The sequence below is a fragment of the Streptomyces noursei genome, assembly GCF_001646665.1.
Lineage (GTDB): Bacteria > Actinomycetota > Actinomycetes > Streptomycetales > Streptomycetaceae > Streptomyces > Streptomyces lavendulocolor.
The window spans coordinates 64,648-82,779 of the sequence record NZ_LWBU01000115.1 but is presented as its reverse complement, the minus strand read 5'-3'; the positions used below and the strand labels follow the sequence as shown (position 1 = coordinate 82,779).

Here is an 18,132-nt window from a genome sequence, read left to right as displayed (position 1 = left end):
CACCCCCGCGCCCGCGCTCCTCCCCCCCCCCCCCCCCCCCCCCCGCCCCCCCCCCGCGGGGGGGGGGGGGGGGGCCGGGGGGCAGCGGGGGGGGGGGGGGGGGGGGGGGGGGGGGGGGGGGGGCGCGGGAAAAAAAGGGGGCGGAGGGGGCCCCCCCCCCCCCCCCCGCCGCAGGACCCGGCACCCGCCCCTGCCCACCGGCAGGAGCCGAACGGCGAAACGTCCCACCCACCGGGCAGAAGCCGACCCGACCCCCGCCCACCCGGCAGGGGCCGGACGCACCCCACCCGCACCACCGGCGCCGGCCGGACCTCACCGCCCCGCGGGCCGGCACCCCGGCCGGCCGGGGGCGCACGGGGGCGGCGCCCCCGGGGAAGCTACAGGCGGCTGAGGGAGGCCGCCGCGAAGAGGACGTCACGGATGGCTTCGCGGTCGCCGTCCTGGCCCGCCGCCGCTTCTTCGGGTGCGATGTGCCCCGCCACCAGCTGGCAGAACTCCACGCCGTCCAGGGCCACCTGCGCGACCTTGCGGTCCGGGGAGCCGATCGCGGCGGGGGAGTCCAGGGCGATGTACCAGTCGCCGCCGCCCGAGCCCTCGACCTCCAGGTGCAGCGAGCGGCCCGGCGCACCGGCCGTCACCAGGTGGCGGGCCGGGGCGGCGAGCCCCGCGCGGCGGCGCTCGGCCAGGGCGGTGGGCAGGAGGCGGGCCGCCAGGTCGATCATGCCGTGCAGGTGGGCGCCGCTGGGCGGCTCGTACGGGTAGTCGACCGCGTTCGCGATGTCGTCGGCGTGCACCCAGCACTCGAAGGCCCGGTCGAGCAGCGCGTCCCGCAGCGGCAGCGAGAAGTCGCCGTACGAGACGGACAGTTCGGCGACGCCGCGGCCGGCGAAGGACACCGTGCGGACGAGGGTGTGCGTCTGCTCGCGCCACGGTCCGCGGACCGCTCTGGTGGGCGGGTGGTGCCCGCCCTGCCAGTACGCCTCGGTGCGCTCGGTGGGGGTCTTCGGCGACAGCGAGTCGTCCAGGCCGATCGCCGTGGCGACGAGGCTGTCGACGGCCTGGAGGTGGCTGATCACCCCCGCGACGGTGGTCCGGCGGTTCATGGTCCGGTCGCGTTCGAACCACTTGAGCCGCACCGGCGCGTGCCATTCGGAGTCGCCGATGTCCCGCAGCAGGGCGTCGAGACGGGCGGTCTCCGCGTCGTACGGACCGGCCCATTCGGGCACGGGGATGCGCGCGGGGCGGCGGCCCAGGCAGTTCTCCAGCACCCGGGAGCGCAGCAGCGGGTCGAGGTCGAGGTCCCGCTCGTTGTGGAGGAGCCCGACGGCGTCCCGCAGCCGGAGGGCTTCCTCGGCGCAGGGGGCGCACTCGGTCAGGTGCTCCTCGACGGCCGAGGTCTCCTCGGGCGAGCACGCGGACAGCGCCCACGCGCCGAGCAGCGACTGGAGCACCTTGTGCGGCAGGGGCGGCGGTGCGTCCTCCGGCGCGGGCAGCGACTCGTAGTTGTCGGCGGCCCGTCTCGGGGACGGTATGCGCGGCACTCCGCCCACCTCCTCGCGGCCCTCGTCGTGGCCATCGCCGTCGAGCGGCCCGGTCACAGTGTCCGCCCGTCCAGCGGCCGGCTGTTCGCGGTGGCCAGCAGCTGGAGCCCGAGCCGCAGCCGGCGCCGCGCCTCAGCCGGCGCCGCGCCTCGTCCTCGGTGACACCCAGGTCCGCGGCGGTCTGACGGTAGTCCCGCCGCTGGAAATAGGCCAGCTCCAGCGCGGCGCGCAGGGGTGCGGGCATGGACTGGACGATGAAGTCGGCGCGGGCGGACACCGCCGCGCGGCGCACCTTCTGTTCCAGTTCCTCGGTGGAGCCGCCGCGCTCCGCGTGCGCCTTGGCCTCGGCCTGGCGCAGCCGGTGCACGGCCTGGCGGCGGGTCAGCTTCGCTATCCACGAGCGCATGGAGCCCTCGCGGCGGGGGTCGTAGGCGTCCGGGTTCTCCCAGACGTACCCGAACACCTCGCGGGTGACCTGGTCGGCGGCCGCCTCGTCGTCGAGGACGCGGTGCGCGGTGTTGTGCACGAGGGACGCGAAGCGGTCGTACAGCTCGCCGAGGGCGGCCGCCTCGCCGCGTGCCAGCCGCTGCTGCATCTTGCGGTCCCAGCGCGGTGGTGTGTCCTTCGCCATGCGGAGCCCTCCCGACCCGACTCCTCACGAATGTAATGCGCCGCACCGACAGCGCACCCGTCTTTGTGCCAAGTGCCCCTGGCCACCGGTGTCGGATGGTAAGGAAACCGTCACTACGAGTGGATCGTGTTTCATGGAGAGGACGGTGGGGCAGCAGCGGCGCAAAGGAAGCGCAGCTTCCGGTTCGGGGGCCCCGGTGGATCGGCGAAGGGTGGACGTGTGACGCTCACGGTGGACGAGGCAGAGCACGGCGCCTGGACGGTGCTGAGCATCAGGGGCGAACTGGACCTGGTCTCCTCGCCCGTCGTCCGCAGACGTGTGCACGACGCGGTCGCCGACGGCAGGCGGGACGTCGTCCTGGACCTGTCCCAGGTGCTGTTCTGCGACTCCAGCGGGGTGGGCGTGCTGATCGCGTCCCGCCGGCTGCTGCACTCCTGCCGGGGCAGGCTGCGGCTGATCCTGCCCGCCCGGGGCGCCGTCGAGGGCTCGCACGTGAACCGGGTGCTGGCGGCGCTCGGCGTACGTCGGCTGTTCGCGGTGTACGCGGACGTCGCCTCGGCCACCGGCGAGGAGGACGAGCAGCTCTCCGCGTGACGGCGCTCTTTTCGCGTCGTACCCTCCCGGCATGGACGCAGAGGAGTTGTACCAGCGCCGGATCGCCTCACGGTTCGCCGCGTTCGACCAGGACGGCAACGGCTATATCTCCCGTGAGGACTTCACGGCCGCGGCCACCCGGCTGCTCGACGAGTTCGGCACGCCGTTCCGCTCCGACAAGGGGCAGGCGCTGGCGGGCGGCGCGGAGGCCTTCTGGCAGGGCCTGGCCGGGATCGCGGACGTGGACGGCGACCAGCGGGTGTCGCGGGGCGAGTTCGTCAACGGTGCCGTGAAGCGGCTGCGCGACAACCCGGACCGGTTCGCGGAGATCGCCCGCCCCTTCGTCAGCGCCCTGCTCGCCGTCGCCGACGGGGACGGTGACGGGAAGGCGGGGACGGCGGAGGTGGAGCGGGCGCTGCGGGTGCTGGGTGTCGAGGCGCACACGGCCGCGCTCGCCGCGGAGTCGCTGGACCCGGACCGCAGCGGGCTGGTCGACGAGGAGGAGGTCGTCACGGCCTTCGCGCGGTACTTCATGACCCAGGACCCGGACGGGACACCGTAGGGCCGGTGCGCGAGCCGGCGTGGCGGTCACGCAGCGTTGATTCCGGGCCGTCGCGCCGGGCGCCCCGTCACGGCCCGGAGCCGGCTTCCGCCTCCGGTACCCTCCGTGGGGTGCGCGTGGTTCAGGGGCCGGGACGTTCCGGTGGTGTCCGTGCGGCGGCCCCGGGCCCGGGAGTGCCTGCCGTTCACGGCGTCCGGCGGCCCGGTGCGTCCCTCTGTTCGACTACTCGCAGGGTGCGTCGCACAGTATGCAGGACGCGTACTCCTTCACGCGGGAATATGCCCGAAGCGCTTGTTGCGGTGACTGTACGTCAACCATGCTGTGCCACAGGGAAATCACGTTCAGTGACGAATGTGAAGGCTGTGGTCGCTGTGAGACGCGAGGCGTTGTGTCCGCCGGTTCGGATGGTGTGAGCGGTGCAGGTGCTTCAGGTGCAGTTGGAGATCGGCCCCGATCCGGCAGAGGTCGGACGCGCCCGGAGATGGGCTCGTTCACGGCTCGCCGGTTCCGGGATAGGGGAGGACGAGCCGCTGGCCGAAACGCTGGTGCTGCTCATTTCGGAGCTCGTCACCAACGCCGTGGTGCACACCGGCTGCCCGGCCGTGCTGCGGATGCTCTTCGGTGCGGGCACCGGCACGGCTCAGCCCGGGACGGTACGGGTGGAGGTCGCCGACACCAGCGCCCGCCCGCCGCGCCCCCGGCACGCCGACGGTGACGACACCAACGGCCGGGGGCTGGAGCTGGTCGACGGGCTCGCCGACCGGTGGGGCTGGCAGCGGGAGGGTGCCGGCAAGAGCATCTGGTGCGAAGTGGACCGGTGTGCCCCGGTGGTGACGGGGGTGGTGCGTGAGCCCGGTGGGTACGCGCCGTCGTGCGCCGTCACTCATCGGGCATGACGACCGTACCCCCGGACGGGTGTTGACGGCTCGTGTCCGCCTGATCACCCCGGGAGCAGCGATTCGTGGCGAGGGGACGCCGAGGGCTTGACGCCCTCGGCGAGTGCGGGTCGCGGCTCGGCGGCGGCTCCATGCCGGAGCCCTCGGGGCCCGTGACGTCCCCGGCGCCCGCCCGGGCCCGGCGCCCCTACGGCCGGGCGGCGGCCCGGCGGGGGCGGGGAGCCGTCACGGCGGCGCCGTTCGCGCGGGCGGCGCGGAACGTGCGGCGGTAGACGGTGGGCGGCACCCCGAGCGCGGCCTGGAGGTGCTGGCGCATCGACTGGGCGGTGCCGAACCCGGCGTCGGAGGCGACCCGGTCGACCGGCAGGTCGGTGGACTCCAGCAGGTGCCGGGCGCGCTCCACCCGCTGCTGGGTGAGCCACTGGCCGGGGCTGATGCCCACCTCCTCGCGGAAGCGGCGGGTGAACGTCCGTACGCTCATGGCCTCCCGCTCCGCCATGTCCCGCAGCTGGATGGGCTCATGGAGCCGCTCCAGGGCCCAGGCGCGCGCCCGCGTCGTGGTGGCGAGCGTCGGCTCGGGCACCGGGCGCCGGACGAACTGCGCCTGGCCGCCGTCCCGGTGCGGCGGCACGACGGTGCGCCGCGCCACGTCGTTGGCCACGGCCGACCCGTGGTCCCGGCGCACGATGTGCAGGCACAGGTCGATCCCGGCGGCCACGCCGGCGGAGGTGAGGACGTCGCCGTCGTCGATGAACAGGACGTCCGCGTCGACGTCGACCGACGGGAACAGCCGCTGGAAGTGCTCGGCGGAGGCCCAGTGGGTCGTCGCCGGCCGGCCGTCGAGGAACCCGGCGGCGGCCAGCACGTACCCGCCGGTGCAGATGGAGACGAGCCGGGTGCCGGGCCGGATGTGCGCGAGCGCGGCGGCCAGCTCGTCGGTGAGCCTGCCCTCCTCGTACACCGGGCCGAGTTCGTAGGAAGCGGGCACGACGACCGTGTCGGCGGTGGCGAGCGCCTCGGGGCCGTGCTCGACCGAGATGAGGAAGTCCGCGTCCGTCCGGACCGGACCCGCGGCCACTCCGCACGTCACCGTCTCGTACAGGGGGCGGCCCCGGGAGTCCTTGGCGCGGCCGAAGATGCGGTGCGGAATGCCCAGCTCGAAGGGGAGGAGCCCGGCGAGGGCGAGGACGACGACACGGTGCGGGACGGGCCGACTCATGGCCCGATCCTAGTGCAAGGTGGCATTCGGGCCACTGGTACGGTGCCTTGCCGCTCGCGATGCTGTCCGACGTGACCCAGACGACGCCCGCCCCCGCTTCGGCCGCCCCGGCGGCACCCGGCCCGCCGCCCGCGCGACCGCCACGCGTCCACCGCGCCTGGTCCGTCGCCGCCGTGACCTTCGTGACGATCATCGGCGCGGCGGCCTTCGTGTCGCTGCCCGGTCTGCTGATCGAGCCGTTGCACGGCGAGTTCGGCTGGTCGCGCGGCACGATCGGGTTCGCCGTCTCGGTCAACCTCGCGCTGTACGGCCTCACGGCGCCGTTCGCCGCCGCCCTCATGGACCGGTTCGGCATCCGCCGGGTGGTGGCGCTCGCCCTGACGGTCGTCGCCACGGGCTCGCTGCTCACCGTGTGGATGACGGCGGCCTGGCAGCTCGTCCTCTACTGGGGCGTCCTCGTCGGGCTGGGCGGCGGCTCCATGGCGCTCGCCTTCGCGGCCACCGTGACCAACCGGTGGTTCACCGCCCGGCGCGGCCTGGTCACCGGCATCCTCACCGCCGCCGGCGCCTCGGGCCAGCTGGTCTTCCTGCCGCTGCTGTCCTGGCTGGTCACCCACCACGGCTGGCGCCCGGCGGCCGTCACGGTCGCCCTGTCCGCCCTCGCCGTCGTCCCGCTCGTGTGGCTGCTGCTGCGCGACCACCCGGCGGACGTCGGGCTCAGGCCGTACGGCGCCGACGACTTCGTACCGAAGCCCGCCCCCGTACCCGGCGCCGCCCGCCGCACGCTCTCCGTGCTGGCCTCGGCCGCCCGCACCGGCCCCTTCTGGCTCCTCGCCGGCACCTTCGCCATCTGCGGCGCCTCGACGAACGGCCTGGTCAAGACCCACTTCGTGCCCGCCGCCCACGACCACGGCATGCCGATGACGGCCGCCGCGTCGCTCCTCGCGGTGATCGGCGTCTTCGACGTCGTCGGCACCATCGCGTCCGGCTGGTTCACCGACCGCTTCGAAGCGCGGCGGCTGCTCGCCGTGTACTACGCGCTGCGCGGGATCTCACTGCTCTTCCTGCCGATACTGCTCGCGCCGTCCGTGCACCCGCCGATGGTCTTCTTCATCGTGTTCTACGGGCTGGACTGGGTCGCCACGGTGCCGCCGACGATGGCCCTGTGCCGGGAGCACTACGGCGAGGACTCCGCGATCGTCTTCGGCTGGGTCCTCGCCTCCCACCAGATCGGCGCGGCGGTCGTCGCCTTCGCGGGCGGCTGGGCGCGGGACGTCTTCGGCTCGTACGACGTGGTGTGGTACGCCTCGGGCGCGCTGTGCGCGGCGGCCGCCCTGATGGCCCTCGTCATCCGCCGCCGCAAGCCGGTGGCCGTGAAGACGGCCTGACGGCCCGGCAGGGGCGGTGGACTGGCGGGGACGGCCGGCATGTGCCGCCGTCCCCGCCCCCGTCCGGGCGCGGTGGCGACCGCTAGCGGGTGAGGAACGGGCCGAGGGCCGCGAGGAGTTCGGCCGGCGCGTCCAGGGCGATGAGGTGGCCGGCGGTGGGGAACTCGACCAGGGTGGCGCCGGGGATCGTGGAGGCGTAGCGCCGGCCGATGTCCTGGAAGTCGGCGACGTCCAGCTTGCCGACCCCGACCAGGGTGGGGACGGCGATGTCCGCGACGTCCCCGGTCGCGACGCCCTGGGAGTGCTCCCCGACGACGTCCTGGTTCACCAGCGAGGTCCGCACCGCGCCGCGCAGCCGGTCGGCGAGTCCGGCACCGACGTCCTCCCAGCCCCGGGCCGGGCCGCGCAGCCACATGTCCAGGTTGATGCGGGTGGCCTCGTCCACGTCGCCCGACGCCAGGGCCGCCGTCTCCGCCTCGTCGTACGTGATCATCTCCGCGGACCAGTCGTACCCCGGCCACGGCGCGGCGAACACCGCCAGGGAGTGCACCCGGTCGGGGTGGGTGAGGGTGAAGTCCACGGCCACCCGGCCGCCCCAGGAGGCGCCGACGAGCCGGACACGGTCGTGTCCGAGGTGGTCCAGGAGACGCCGCAGGTCGTCGGTCTCACGGAACGGGCCGGCCGGCGGCGCGGACTCGCCGAAGCCGCGCAGGTCGTACCGGATCACGGTGTACCGCTCCGCCAGTTCGGGCACGACCGCGTCCCACATGCGGTGGTCGGCGACGCCGGCGTGTACGAGGACGACGGGCGGGCCGTCGCCGGTGACGACGTAGGAAAGGTGGCCGAGTTCGTCGGCGAGTGTGAGCATCCGCAGATGGTCGCAGCCCGCCGGTGATCACGCCACCCCATAAGGCGAGGTCAACGCGGTTGCGGCCGCCCCGCCCCGGTCCGCCGTGGTGGAGATCCGCACCACGCGGGCCCCGGGATCCCAGTGGCCACTGCGCTTCATCGTGGCCGGCGTGCCGAACCGCTGGCTCCCGAGCAGGCCGGAGAGGGCTTCGTCGGACAGGACGCGTGGTGCGGGACCTTGGGTCATGTGTGCCCAACTCACCGGCGCGGCGCGCTGTTCCACGCCCCTCGGTCAGTCGGGCGGCGGGCACAACTGTGCCGTCACGATCTCGTGAAGCAGGTCCGGGTCCACGAACTCGCCCGCGGCGGGCGGGCCGCAGCGCCAGGACAGCGGATACGTGTTGCCGTCGGGTGCCGGTACGCCCACGTACTGGTCCCTCGCGCACGGCCCGAAGAACGCCGCGCCCGGCGGCCACGTGTACTCCTTGCTGCTGCCCGGCGGGATCAGGAAGTACGTCCACCGGCCGCCGGAGATCTCCCGCACCACGGGGCCCGGCCGCCCGTCGGTCGCGTCGGCGAGGTGGTGCACCACGGCCTCGCCCCGGACCCCGCGCACGCGGATGGCGTCGAAGTGAACTCCGGCGAGGCGCAGTTGCAGACCGGAGGCGGGGACCCAATCGGGGAGTCTGTTGCTCGTCATGACCACGAGCATCGCGGCGGTCGCTTAGCGTGACCAGGGGGACACGATCCACTTCGGGGCGGTGTGGGAAGGACGGTGGTGGTTGTGGGGTCGAGTGGGGAGCCCTCACCGGCGCGCAGGCACGTGGGCGAGCTGGTGAAGAAGTTCCGGAGCATGGCGGACCTGACGCAGAAGGACCTCGCGGACCGGCTGCTGATGTCGGAGTCGCTGGTGGGCGCGTACGAGCGGGCGGAACGCATCCCGACGACGGCGTTCCTGGTCGACGCGGACGCGGCGCTGGGGGCGCAGGGGGTGCTGCGGTCGTGCGTGGAGCTGATGGAGGAGGAGAAGTACTCGCCGAAGTTCCTGAACTGGAAGCGCACGGAGGCGGACGCGGCGAGCATCAGCGCGTACGAGTGCATGCTCGTCCCTGGTTTGTTGCAGACGCCCGCCTATGCACGGGCGTTGTATGAGACTCGGGTGCCGATGTATGAGCCGGACGAGATCGACCGGCACGTGCAGGCGAGACTGGAGCGGCAGGAGGTACTGGACCGCAGACCTCGGCCGATCGTCAGTTACGTGGTCGAGGAGTCGGTGTTCCAGCGGCCGATCGGTGGCGAACCGGTGCTCAAGGAGCAGCTCCTGTACCTGCTGGACTCGGTCCGTACGAGAAATCACCTGACCGTACAGGTCATGCCGACCCAGCGGGCCGTCCACGCGGGACTGAACGGATTGCTGCACCTGGTGAGCACCCGAGAAGGACGCAATCTGGGGTACACCGAGGGGCAGGGTGGGGCTACCTTGATCTCAAAACCGGAAGAGGTGAACCGGCTCAACGACCTCTTCGGTGCGCTACGGGGCCAGGCGCTCACGCCTTGGGAATCCGTGGCACTGATCGAGAGGATTGCGGCGAAGCTATGAGCCCCGACCTGGTCTGGTTCAAGAGCAGTTACAGCAACAACGAGGGCGGCGCGTGCGTCGAAGTCGCCTACGACTGGCGCAAGTCGAGCTACAGCGGCAACGAAGGTGACGCGTGCGTCGAGGTCGCCACCTGTCCCCACGCCGTCCACGTACGCGACTCCAAGGTCACCGGCGGGCCCACCTTCGCGGTGGGGGCAGACGCGTGGGCGGCGTTCGTGGCGGGGGCGGCGAGCCGCTGACGGCGGGCGTCAGCCACAGTCGTGTACCGGGCACAGGTCGACGCGGCTGACGCCCGGCAGCTTCTCCATCTCCCGCTTCAGGGCGGCCCGCCGCGCCTCGGGGAGGTCGTCGGGGAAGCGGACGTCCAGGTAGTGCGCATCCCCGTCCGCGGTCCCCGTCACGCTGGTCGCACCGAGCCGCTTCAGGTGCTCGTCGTGGTCGCCGAGTCCGGCGTAGAAGGTGTCGGGGTCGCTGACCGCGCGGTAGGTGTGCGGCTCCGCGAGGGCGGGGGCGACGGTGAAGTGCCAGTAGAAGGAGCCGAAGGCGGCGAGGAACCACGCCGCCGCCAGCCCGCCGGCCGCGCCCATGATCCTGGCGCTCACCGGCCGTACGCGCGGATCGGCGAAGGCGGCCAGGAGCAGCAGCAGCGCGGACGGCCAGAAGAGGAACATGCCGAGCAGGAACCCCGGCAGCCCCAACGCCAGGAGCCCCAGCCCCACGATCACGCCGACGCGGGTGAACGCCGAGGGGCGGCGCGGCAGGAACAGGGGCACCGCCACGGCCATGGCCATCAGGACGTGCAGCGGGAAGAGATAGCTGGTCAGCGTCCACAGGAGCACCGGCAGGGCCGCGATCACCGCCCCCGCGGCGAGCGCCCGCTGCAACCAGTGCACCCGCGTGCCCACGGCTCCCATGCCCCACCCGCCCCTGTTGAACGCGTTCAGTCGAACGCGTTCAAGCTATCCCACGGCGGGTGGGCGTTCGAGGTCCGGGTACCCCCAGTCGAGCGCGACCACGGCTCCCGGCGCGACCTCCTCGACCGCGAACTTCACGTAGCTCTCGAAATTCGGCTGCCAGAGGTGGAAGCGGGTGATGCTCAGCGGGAAGTCGGTCTCGCCCGCGACGACGGCCTTCCCGTCCTCCCAGGCGACGCCCAGGTTCACCTGGTCCTGGATGCGCTCGTCCTCCATGACCTCGTCCAGGGAGCGCACGACCTCCCGCGCCTGGGCCTCGTCCTGGAGAGCCGTGACGGTGAGAGTGAATGTGATGTTGACGGACATGGCTGAAGCGTACGAGGCGGCTCAGAGCACCACGGTGGCGGTGGTGGCGGCGGTGATGGCGACCATCGCCGCCTGCATGTTCCGGATCGCCTCGCGGACGCCGTCGCCCGCCCACTGGCCGTCGGCGATCTTCGCCATGCGGGGTGTGACCAGCTTGCGCGGGACGTCCGGGAAGGCCAGCCGGTCCAGCTTGGCGGCGTGCAGCAGGCTGACGAGCCCGGAGGTGCGGTCGTCCGGGTCCGCGCCGTGCACGACGACCGAGGTGAGCCGGGCGCGCAGTTCCCGCTCCACCGAGCCGTCCGCCTCCGGGTAGCGGCGTACCGGGAAGAGGCCGAGCATCTTGCTGCGCTCCTCCACGACGAGGCCGCGCTCGCACAGGCTCTCCACCGTCGCCGCGACTGCCTTCGACTGGTCCTTGGTCAGCCACTCGGAGACCTTGCGCCTGTTCTTGCGCCGCGTCCACTCCTCCAGCTGGGCCAGCCGCCCGTCGAGCAGCGCGGTCCCGGTGGGCGTGGTGTCGGCGACGGTCAGGCGGCCGTCCGCCACGGTGATCCGCCCGGCCATCGCCAGTTCCAGCAGGATGCCGCCCGCGACGGCCCACCCGGCCGACGAGCGTTCCCTGGCCGCTCCCGACTCGTCGTCCAGTGACAGCAGCGCGATTTCCTCGGCCAGCGTGACGGTCATGCCCTACTCCCTGATCGTGTGCGGTCATACGTCTCGACGCCGCAGCGGTCCCCGGAGTTCCGCGTCCTCACGCCGACACCGCGCGCAGGGCTCCCGGCCGGCGGCCGTCGAGGCGGTCGAGGGCGGCGGCGCAGGCCCCGTCGGCGGGGAGGTGGACGATCAGCCGCTGGTCGTCCTCGGCGGGCAGCTCCAGCGTCTCGTACGCCAGGCGCAGCGTCCCCTCCTCGGGGTGTGCGAGGCGGGTGACGCCGGTGGCCGCCGGGAGCCCCGGCAGGGTGCGCACCCGGTCGGCGAACTCCGCCCCGGCCGTGACGGTCAACTCGTCCGCGAGGGCCGCCACATGGGGGTCCGCCCGGAAGGGACCGTGCTTCAGGGCGGCGACCTGCTCGTCGGCGACCCGGTCCCAGTCGGGGAAGGCGGTACGCGCCCGGGGGTCACCGAAGAGGTACCGGGCGAGGTTCGGCGGGTTGCCGTCCAGGATGCCGAGCGGGCCGGCGAGCCGCTCGTACCCGGCCGTCCAGGCGAGGAGGTCGCCGATCCGGTTGAGCAGGACCGCCGGGGCGGGTTCCAGCCGCTCCAGCAGCGCCCGCACGGTCGGCCTGACCGTCAGCGCCGGTGCCGCCGCGCCCATGCACAGCCCACCGCCCGCGCTCTTGGTCAGGCGGTGCAGGTGGACGCGTTCGCTCGCGGTCAGCCGCAGCGCGTCCGCCAGCGCGGCCACCACCTGCGGCGAGGGGTGCCGGTCGCGGCCCTGCTCCAGGCGCGTCACGTACTCGACGCTCACCCCGGCGAGCGTGGCCAGCTCGGCCCTGCGCAGGCCCGGCGTCCGGCGCCGAGGCCCGGTGGGCAGGCCCACCTCGGCGGGGGTGACCGCCTCGCGGCGCGTGCGCAGGAAGAGCCCCAACTCGTTGTCGCTCACCCGTACGACGCTAGCAGCGGAACCCGCCGTCGATCGTGGCCCTGCCACTACCAGCCTCGGCCCGGCCTCCCGCGCGGCCCTCCGCACCGGCAGGTTGGAGGACGTGACCCGGCGAGGTCACCCCACGGACCCGAAGGAGTTCCCCATGTCCTCCCAACCCCTCCGCCTCGCGGTCGTCGTCGGCAGCGTCCGGGACGGCCGCTTCGGCCCGGTCGTCACCCGCTGGTTCGCCGAACAGGCGGAAATGCACGGCCGGTTCGACGTCGACGTGATCGACCTGGCGGACACCGAGCTGCCGCTCGCGCTGCCCGCCGTGCCCCCCGCCATGGACCCGAACCCGTCGCGCCCCGCGGGCATGGCGGACGCCGGTCGCCGGCTCGCCGAGGCGGACGCCGTGGTGGTCGTCACCCCCGACTACAACCGCAGCTTCCCCGCCTCCCTCAAGGCCTTCATCGACTGGCACCACACCGAATGGCAGGCGAAGCCCATCGCGTTCGTCGGCTACAGCGGCGCGAGCGGGGGCCTCCTCGCCATCGAGCAGCTGCGGCAGGTCTTCGGCGAGCTGGACGCGCACGCCGTCCGCGAGTACGTCAGCTTTCCCCGCTACTACCTGCTCTTCGACGCCGAAGGGAACCTCAAGGACCCCGAGGAGCCGGCGGCCGCCGCGCTGACGATGCTCGACCGGCTCGACTGGTGGGGCTCGGTCCTCCGCGACGCCCGCCACGAGCGGCCGTACGCCTCGCGGTGAGGCGGTGAGGCGGTGAGGGCGGAGGGGCGGGCCCTACGGCCAGAGCAGTTCCCGCTCCCAGCCGCCGCCGGGCACGCGCCGGTACCGCAGGCGGAGGTGGCGCCGCCGGTCGTCGCCCTGGAAGAACTCGACCTCGGACGGTTCGAGCACGTACAGCGTCCAGGTCTCCACGTCCGTGTCCGGTTCCGACCGCGCGCGTTCCCAGGCCGCCGCGCTCGCCCGCTCCAGCTCCTCCACCGAGGCGAGCACCTCGCTCTGCCGGCCCACCAGGGCGGCGGCCAGCGCGCCGGTCGACCGGGCGTGCAGGTCGGCGTACGCCTCCTCGGGCGTGCCCGTGACGACCTGGCCCCTGACCCGCACCTGGCGGCCCTGCACCGGCCAGTAGAAGCCGAGCGCCGCGTGCGGGGCGGCGGCGAGCTGACGGCCCTTGGCGCTGGTCGCGTGCGTCGCGAAGTGCCAGCCCCGGTCGTCGGCGTCGTGGAGCATCAGCGTCCGCACGTCGGGCCGCCCGTCGGCGCCGGCGGTGGCCAGCGACATGGTGTGCGGCTCCTGCTGGCCGGCCCGGGCGGCCGCCACGAACCACTCGTGGAAGAGGGGCAGGGGGTCGGCGGGCGCGGAGTCCGGGTCGAAGGCGGGCAGCTCGGTGTCCCAGACGCGCAGGGAGCGGAGGGTGTCGTGGAAGCCGGTCATCGCACCATCATCGGCGCTGCGGAGGGGCGCCGGCACACGGACGGGCGGTGTTCCGGCCGGGGCGCGGGGGCGGGGCCGGGCGGCGGAACGGGAACGCCGATGGCGGTCGACGAGGTGGACCGCCATCGGCGTGACAGGACGTGAACGGGTGGGGTGCTACTTCGACGGCTTCTTCCCGGTGATGCCGAGGTGGACCAACAGGGCGAGGTTGGGCTTGATTTCGGTCTGCTTGACGCCCCAGGTCTGGAAGCCCTTCTGGTGCGAGGCGACCGCCGCGAGCATGGCGACCAGGGAGCCGGCCATCGCCGCCGGGTTGACGTCCTTGTCGACCTTGTTCTTGGCCTGGAGCTCCTTGACCGCCTCCGTCAGGGAGGTGGTGACGGAGCCGAGGATCTTCATGCGGATCTTGTAGAACCGCTTGTCCCCTTCGGCGGCGCCCAGGTCGATCACGCGGAGGATGGCGTCGTTGCTGCGCCAGAAGTCGAGGAATCCCTCGACCAGTTCCTCCGCGGTCTGCCAGCCGGCCTTGCCGACCCAGCTGCGGCCGGCGACGAGTTCCGTCAACCCGGCGCCCTCTTTGGCCATTTCCTCCGCGATCTCGAGGACGGCGCCCTCGACGTCCGGGAAGTACTGGTAGAACGTCGCCGGGGAAGTGCCCGCCTTCCGGGCCACGTCGATGACTTTGACGTCCCGGTACGGCGAGGAGCGGAGCATCTCGCTGAGGCAGTCGAGCAGCTTCTGCCGCGTCGCCTGTCCGCGTCGACCGGCCACGCGGCCGTCGACGGTGCGTACTTGTCCTGTCATGCCGTCAGCTTACCGAGGGGTGATCTGCGCGCGATTCGGCCGACTGCAAATGGGGTGACGGCCCTCCGTGCGGGCCTCCGTCCGGCCGTCCGTCCCGTGCCCGACCCTTGTCCACGCTGGGCGGAAGCGCATTCCGTGCCACAGGGGCGCGCACCGGGGCGGTCCGGTCGGTACGGCGCTTTTCGGCCACCTCCGACGACCGTCCACCACCCCGATAGGCTTATTAACAGCCTGTGGAAAACTTTGGTGGACAACCCGCGCGGAAGCGGCCCCGCAACGGCCCCCGAGGTCTGCGTTCGATCGTGTGTTCGGTTGTCTTTTCTGCGCGGTGCGCCGCGCGCCATTAGCGTGACCGTGACGGGCACCACACGCCCCGCCCGTACACGGAAAGGGATCAGGCCCATGTCCGCATTCACAGAGGGCACGCCGTGCTGGGCGGATGCGATGCTTCCCGACCTGGAAGCCGGCAAGCGGTTCTACGGTGAACTCTTCGGCTGGACGTTCGACGACGGCGACCCGGCGTACGGCAGCTACACGAACGCCTTCAGCGACGGCAAGCGGGTCGCCGGCCTGACGCCCAAGCGGGACGGCCGCATGCCCACCGTCTGGGGCGTCTACTTCGCCACGCCCGACGTCGTCGCCACGACCCGCCGGATCAGGGAGGCGGGCGGCAAACTCGTGATGGACCCCATGCCGATCGGCCCCTTCGGCACCATGGCCCAGGCCGTCGACCCCGGCGGCGCCGTCTTCGGACTCTGGGAGGCGGGGGAGCACAACGGCTTCGAGAAGCAGGGCGAACCGTGCTCCTTCTGCTGGACCGAGGTCTACACGCGGGAGAAGGACACCGTCGACTCCTTCTACGAGACCGTCTTCGGCTTCCAGGTCCGCGACCTCGACGACGCCTCCATCGACTTCCGGGTCTGGTCGCCCGCCGGCACGCAGGCGAGCGACGAGACGGCCGTCGGCGGCCGCAGCGTGATCACCGACGCCTTCCCCGCCGAGATGCCCGCCCACTTCCTCATCTACTTCGCCGTCGAGGACTGCGACGACACCGCCGCCCTCGCCACCGGCCTCGGCGGCCGGGTCACCGAGGAACCCTTCGACACTCCTTACGGCAGGATCGCGCTGATCGCCGACAACCAGGGCGCCGTCTTCGCCGTACTGGCGGAGCCCAAGGCCGCCTGACGACCCCCGCGGGGGTGTCCGGATCGGGGTGAGACACCCCGATCCGCCCCCGGGTTCGCAACCACCGCCCCGGACAGGAAGAATCAGGGGGCATGGGGCCGTACTCTCATGGCCCTGACGGGGAGGTGGCAGGCAAGTGGAACAGCTGACGCAGCACGACCCGAGACGGATCGGCCCGTTCGAGGTGCTGGGCCGGCTCGGTGCCGGAGGCATGGGCCTGGTCTATCTCGCACGATCGGCGTCGGGGCGGCGCGTGGCGATCAAGACGGTGCGGACCGAGCTCGCCGAGGACCAGCTGTTCCGCGTCCGCTTCACGCGCGAGGTCGAGGCCGCACGGGCGGTGTCCGGCTTCTACACGGCGGCCGTGGTGGACGCCGACCCCCGGGCCGCGGTGCCGTGGCTGGCGACCGCGTACGTCCCGGCCCCCTCGCTCGAGGAAATAGTGAATGAGTGCGGGCCGCTCCCGGCCCAGGCGGTGCGCTGGCTGGCCGCCGGAATCGCCGAGGCGCTCCAGTCCATCCACGGCGCCGGCCTGGTCCACCGCGACCTGAAGCCGTCGAACGTGCTCGTCGTCGAGGACGGACCGCGCGTCATCGACTTCGGCATCGCGTCCGGCGTCTCCAACACCCGGCTGACGATGACCAACGTCGCCGTGGGCACGCCCGCCTACATGTCACCCGAACAGGCGAAGGACTCCCGCAGCGTGACCGGCGCGAGTGACGTCTTCTCGCTCGGCTCCACCCTCGTCTTCGCCGCCACCGGACACGCCCCCTACCACGGGGCCAATCCGGTCGAAACGGTCTTCATGCTGCTGCGCGAGGGCCCCGACCTGGAGGGGCTGCCCGACGAGCTGCGGCCACTGATCGAGTCGTGCATGCAGCCGGAGGCGGCACTGCGGCCCTCGCCCGCCGACCTCCAGGCGCAACTGGCGCCGCACCTGTTCTCCGGCAGCGACGACAGCGGCACGGCCTCCGCGTGGCTGCCGTCCCGGGCGACCGCGATGATCGAGACCCGCAGGGGCGGCCGGCCCAGCACCCCGCCCCCGCCCGCGCCGCCGTCCGCCCCGCCCCCCGCGCCGCCGTCCGCGCCCCCGCCCGGTCCCCGGCAGCACGACCGGGACCGGGAGGCCGCCCACCGGGGCGGCAACGGCGACCCGCGCACCGGACAGGCGGCACCCGCCGCGCCCGTACGGCTGCCCGGCGCTCCCGTACCGATCGGCCCCGGGCCGCGCGTCGCCGACACCCGCGCCGCGTTCGCGGTGGACGCCGGGCCCACGACCGGCTGGATCCGCCGCCCCGCCGGCGGCCCGCACGGCGCGGACCCGGCCCCGTCCGTCCCCGCCCCGCCGACCGGCCCGCCCGTCCCCGCCCCCACCCAGGAGCCCGCGGGCCCCGGGCACTGGCGGCCGTGGCGGTTCCGGATGTCCAACGACGTGTGGGGCACCCCGGTCGTCTCCGGCGACCTGCTGTACGTCACGTCCTTCGAGGTCCACGCGCTGGACGTGGGCACCGGCCGCCGCCAGTTCAAGACCCGTGACGTCGCCTGGTCCATGGCGGTGGCCGACGGGCGCATCCACGCCTCGGACGGGCCCTCGCTCTACGCCCTCGACGCGCTCGACGGCGGCGAGCGGTGGCGGCTGCACACCGACGCCTGGGTCTACTGCCTCCGTGTCGACCGGGGCACCGTCGTCACCGGCACGCGCGGCGGCGGCGTCCAGGCGTGGGAGGCCGCCAACGGCGCCAAGCTGTGGGAGCTGACCGGCGCCCAGACGGACTTCGAGACGCCCGAGGGCGGCCCGGTGATCCACGGCGACACCGTGTACGTGTGGCAGGACGCCCGGCTGCGCGCCCTGGACGCCCGCACGGGCACCGAGCGCTGGTCGTACCCGATCGGCGACGCCGCCTCCTGCGGCGGGGTCCCGGTGCGCGTGACGTCCGCCGAGGACGGATACGCGTACGTGTCGGCCGGCACCCGGGTGCTGTCCGTCGACATCCGGTCCGGGCACGTCCGCTGGCACTTCGAGGCCCCGGCGGTCTTCCTCTCCCCGCCCGCCTTCGCCCCCGGTCCGGCGGTCACCGGCGGCGGGGTCTACCTCGCCGACTACCTGGGCACGGTGTACGCGCTCGACGCCACGACCGGCAAGGACCGCTGGCGCATCGCCACCGAGTCGCGCCAGTCGACCGAGCCGGTGCTCGTCGCGGACGGCAACGTCCACGTCGGCAGCGGCAGCGCGGTGTACACGCTCGACGCGGTGACCGGCACCCCGAAGTGGCGGTTCCCGGCCGGCGGGCCGGTCATCGGCGCCCCGGTCGTCGCGGACGGCCGCCTGCACTTCGGCTCGGCCGACCACGTGCTGTACACGCTCGACGCGAGCGGCGGCCAGCTGCGCTGGAAGCTCACCACCGGCGGCGAGATCACCGGCTCGCTGGTCGCGCAGGCGGGCGTCGTCTACGCGTGCAGCAAGGACCGGTGCGTGTACGCGCTGGACGCGGTCAAGGGCACGGCGACGGGGCGCGGCGGGGCGGGCGGGCGCTAGCCTCGG

The 18,132-nt window shown here is 73.4% G+C and carries 19 protein-coding genes and 2 pseudogenes; 9 read left to right on the top strand and 12 right to left on the bottom strand.

Features of this window, described 5'->3' with window-relative positions:
• Positions 1 to 377: 377 nt before the first annotated feature.
• A complete protein-coding gene (locus A4V12_RS11640; RefSeq protein ID WP_064069217.1) occupies positions 378 to 1,598 on the bottom strand; it encodes a zf-HC2 domain-containing protein in 1,221 nt (406 codons plus the stop codon).
• Positions 1,595 to 2,172 (bottom strand): annotated as a pseudogene (locus A4V12_RS34670) (sigma-70 family RNA polymerase sigma factor). The gene A4V12_RS11640 and the pseudogene A4V12_RS34670 overlap by 4 nt, the downstream one beginning before the upstream one ends.
• A 219-nt stretch (positions 2,173 to 2,391) precedes the next feature.
• On the opposite strand from A4V12_RS34670, the gene A4V12_RS11630 reads away from it, so the two are divergent.
• From A4V12_RS11630 to A4V12_RS11620, 3 genes are all read left to right on the top strand, one after another.
• Positions 2,392 to 2,766, top strand: a complete 375-nt coding sequence (locus tag A4V12_RS11630) for an STAS domain-containing protein (RefSeq protein WP_064069215.1) — start codon at positions 2,392 to 2,394, stop codon at positions 2,764 to 2,766.
• 31 nt (positions 2,767 to 2,797) lie between these two features.
• Positions 2,798 to 3,328, top strand: coding sequence for an EF-hand domain-containing protein (locus A4V12_RS11625; protein WP_064069214.1), 531 nt, complete (start codon positions 2,798 to 2,800; stop codon positions 3,326 to 3,328).
• 416 nt (positions 3,329 to 3,744) lie between these two features.
• The gene (locus tag A4V12_RS11620; protein WP_064069213.1) at positions 3,745 to 4,224 is read left to right on the top strand and encodes an ATP-binding protein; all 480 of its coding nucleotides are present in this window, start codon (positions 3,745 to 3,747) and stop codon (positions 4,222 to 4,224) included.
• Positions 4,225 to 4,411: 187 nt separating this feature from the next.
• Here A4V12_RS11620 and A4V12_RS11615 read toward each other — a convergent pair whose 3' ends face one another.
• On the bottom strand, positions 4,412 to 5,443 hold the full coding sequence (locus A4V12_RS11615) for a GlxA family transcriptional regulator (RefSeq protein WP_064069212.1): 1,032 nt from the start codon (positions 5,441 to 5,443) through the stop codon (positions 4,412 to 4,414).
• A gap of 59 nt (positions 5,444 to 5,502) precedes the next feature.
• Between A4V12_RS11615 and A4V12_RS11610 the strand changes: the two genes are divergently transcribed.
• On the top strand, positions 5,503 to 6,831 hold the full coding sequence (locus A4V12_RS11610) for an MFS transporter (protein WP_064069228.1): 1,329 nt from the start codon (positions 5,503 to 5,505) through the stop codon (positions 6,829 to 6,831).
• 82 nt (positions 6,832 to 6,913) lie between these two features.
• On the opposite strand, the gene A4V12_RS11605 is transcribed toward A4V12_RS11610, so the two are convergent.
• The 3 genes and pseudogenes from A4V12_RS11605 to A4V12_RS11595 form a co-directional block, all read right to left on the bottom strand.
• Positions 6,914 to 7,699: an alpha/beta fold hydrolase gene (locus A4V12_RS11605; RefSeq protein WP_064069211.1), complete on the bottom strand. Its 786-nt coding sequence runs from the start codon at positions 7,697 to 7,699 to the stop codon at positions 6,914 to 6,916.
• A 75-nt stretch (positions 7,700 to 7,774) separates the two neighbouring features.
• A pseudogene (locus A4V12_RS38555) lies at positions 7,775 to 7,927 on the bottom strand (PPOX class F420-dependent oxidoreductase); the annotation flags it as partial.
• A gap of 45 nt (positions 7,928 to 7,972) precedes the next feature.
• A complete protein-coding gene (locus A4V12_RS11595; RefSeq protein ID WP_064069227.1) occupies positions 7,973 to 8,380 on the bottom strand; it encodes a hypothetical protein in 408 nt (135 codons plus the stop codon).
• An 84-nt stretch (positions 8,381 to 8,464) separates the two neighbouring features.
• Here A4V12_RS11595 and A4V12_RS11590 point away from each other — a divergent pair, with 84 nt between their 5' ends.
• Both A4V12_RS11590 and A4V12_RS11585 read left to right on the top strand, forming a co-directional pair.
• Entirely contained in the window at positions 8,465 to 9,280 is an 816-nt protein-coding gene (locus tag A4V12_RS11590) for a helix-turn-helix domain-containing protein (RefSeq protein ID WP_234372145.1), read from the top strand.
• Entirely contained in the window at positions 9,277 to 9,519 is a 243-nt protein-coding gene (locus A4V12_RS11585) for a DUF397 domain-containing protein (RefSeq protein ID WP_064069209.1), read from the top strand. Before A4V12_RS11590 ends, A4V12_RS11585 begins: the two co-directional genes overlap by 4 nt.
• 9 nt (positions 9,520 to 9,528) lie before the next feature.
• On the opposite strand, the gene A4V12_RS11580 is transcribed toward A4V12_RS11585, so the two are convergent.
• The 4 genes from A4V12_RS11580 to A4V12_RS11565 all read right to left on the bottom strand — a co-directional run bounded on the left by A4V12_RS11580 (position 9,529) and on the right by A4V12_RS11565 (position 12,163).
• Positions 9,529 to 10,194, bottom strand: coding sequence for a hypothetical protein (locus A4V12_RS11580; RefSeq protein ID WP_064069208.1), 666 nt, complete (start codon positions 10,192 to 10,194; stop codon positions 9,529 to 9,531).
• Between the two features lie 45 nt (positions 10,195 to 10,239).
• Positions 10,240 to 10,560: a hypothetical protein gene (locus A4V12_RS11575; RefSeq protein WP_064069207.1), complete on the bottom strand. Its 321-nt coding sequence runs from the start codon at positions 10,558 to 10,560 to the stop codon at positions 10,240 to 10,242.
• 21 nt (positions 10,561 to 10,581) lie between these two features.
• Positions 10,582 to 11,244, bottom strand: a complete 663-nt coding sequence (locus A4V12_RS11570; protein ID WP_064069206.1) for a GOLPH3/VPS74 family protein — start codon at positions 11,242 to 11,244, stop codon at positions 10,582 to 10,584.
• A 67-nt stretch (positions 11,245 to 11,311) separates the two neighbouring features.
• On the bottom strand, positions 11,312 to 12,163 hold the full coding sequence (locus A4V12_RS11565) for a helix-turn-helix transcriptional regulator (RefSeq protein ID WP_064069205.1): 852 nt from the start codon (positions 12,161 to 12,163) through the stop codon (positions 11,312 to 11,314).
• Between the two features lie 145 nt (positions 12,164 to 12,308).
• On the opposite strand from A4V12_RS11565, the gene A4V12_RS11560 reads away from it, so the two are divergent.
• On the top strand, positions 12,309 to 12,911 hold the full coding sequence (locus tag A4V12_RS11560) for an NADPH-dependent FMN reductase (RefSeq protein ID WP_064069204.1): 603 nt from the start codon (positions 12,309 to 12,311) through the stop codon (positions 12,909 to 12,911).
• 33 nt (positions 12,912 to 12,944) lie between these two features.
• Here the strand turns inward: A4V12_RS11560 and A4V12_RS11555 are convergent, their stop codons facing one another.
• Both A4V12_RS11555 and A4V12_RS11550 read right to left on the bottom strand, forming a co-directional pair.
• Positions 12,945 to 13,601: a pyridoxine/pyridoxamine 5'-phosphate oxidase gene (locus A4V12_RS11555; protein WP_064069203.1), complete on the bottom strand. Its 657-nt coding sequence runs from the start codon at positions 13,599 to 13,601 to the stop codon at positions 12,945 to 12,947.
• 156 nt (positions 13,602 to 13,757) lie between these two features.
• On the bottom strand, positions 13,758 to 14,405 hold the full coding sequence (locus A4V12_RS11550; protein ID WP_064069202.1) for a TetR family transcriptional regulator: 648 nt from the start codon (positions 14,403 to 14,405) through the stop codon (positions 13,758 to 13,760).
• A 402-nt stretch (positions 14,406 to 14,807) separates the two neighbouring features.
• Between A4V12_RS11550 and A4V12_RS11545 the strand changes: the two genes are divergently transcribed.
• Both A4V12_RS11545 and A4V12_RS11540 read left to right on the top strand, forming a co-directional pair.
• Positions 14,808 to 15,590: a VOC family protein gene (locus tag A4V12_RS11545; protein WP_064069201.1), complete on the top strand. Its 783-nt coding sequence runs from the start codon at positions 14,808 to 14,810 to the stop codon at positions 15,588 to 15,590.
• A 136-nt stretch (positions 15,591 to 15,726) separates the two neighbouring features.
• Positions 15,727 to 18,126 (top strand): PQQ-binding-like beta-propeller repeat protein, encoded by a 2,400-nt coding sequence (locus A4V12_RS11540; protein WP_064069200.1) that lies wholly within the window; start codon positions 15,727 to 15,729, stop codon positions 18,124 to 18,126.
• The last annotated feature ends 6 nt before the right edge of the window (positions 18,127 to 18,132 follow it).

Bases quoted from the DNA above. Each gene is read 5' to 3' on its own strand.
- A4V12_RS11625 (WP_064069214.1), top strand. From the start codon at position 2,798: ATGGACGCAGAGGAGTTGTACCAGCGCCGGATCGCCTCACGGTTCGCC.
- A4V12_RS11615 (WP_064069212.1), bottom strand. From the start codon at position 5,443: ATGAGTCGGCCCGTCCCGCACCGTGTCGTCGTCCTCGCCCTCGCCGGG.
- A4V12_RS11610 (WP_064069228.1), top strand. From the start codon at position 5,503: ATGCTGTCCGACGTGACCCAGACGACGCCCGCCCCCGCTTCGGCCGCC.
- A4V12_RS11605 (WP_064069211.1), bottom strand. From the start codon at position 7,699: ATGCTCACACTCGCCGACGAACTCGGCCACCTTTCCTACGTCGTCACC.
- A4V12_RS11595 (WP_064069227.1), bottom strand. From the start codon at position 8,380: ATGACGAGCAACAGACTCCCCGATTGGGTCCCCGCCTCCGGTCTGCAA.
- A4V12_RS11585 (WP_064069209.1), top strand. From the start codon at position 9,277: ATGAGCCCCGACCTGGTCTGGTTCAAGAGCAGTTACAGCAACAACGAG.
- A4V12_RS11580 (WP_064069208.1), bottom strand. From the start codon at position 10,194: ATGGGAGCCGTGGGCACGCGGGTGCACTGGTTGCAGCGGGCGCTCGCC.
- A4V12_RS11575 (WP_064069207.1), bottom strand. From the start codon at position 10,560: ATGTCCGTCAACATCACATTCACTCTCACCGTCACGGCTCTCCAGGAC.
- A4V12_RS11570 (WP_064069206.1), bottom strand. From the start codon at position 11,244: ATGACCGTCACGCTGGCCGAGGAAATCGCGCTGCTGTCACTGGACGAC.
- A4V12_RS11560 (WP_064069204.1), top strand. From the start codon at position 12,309: ATGTCCTCCCAACCCCTCCGCCTCGCGGTCGTCGTCGGCAGCGTCCGG.
- A4V12_RS11555 (WP_064069203.1), bottom strand. From the start codon at position 13,601: ATGACCGGCTTCCACGACACCCTCCGCTCCCTGCGCGTCTGGGACACC.
- A4V12_RS11550 (WP_064069202.1), bottom strand. From the start codon at position 14,405: ATGACAGGACAAGTACGCACCGTCGACGGCCGCGTGGCCGGTCGACGC.
- A4V12_RS11545 (WP_064069201.1), top strand. From the start codon at position 14,808: ATGTCCGCATTCACAGAGGGCACGCCGTGCTGGGCGGATGCGATGCTT.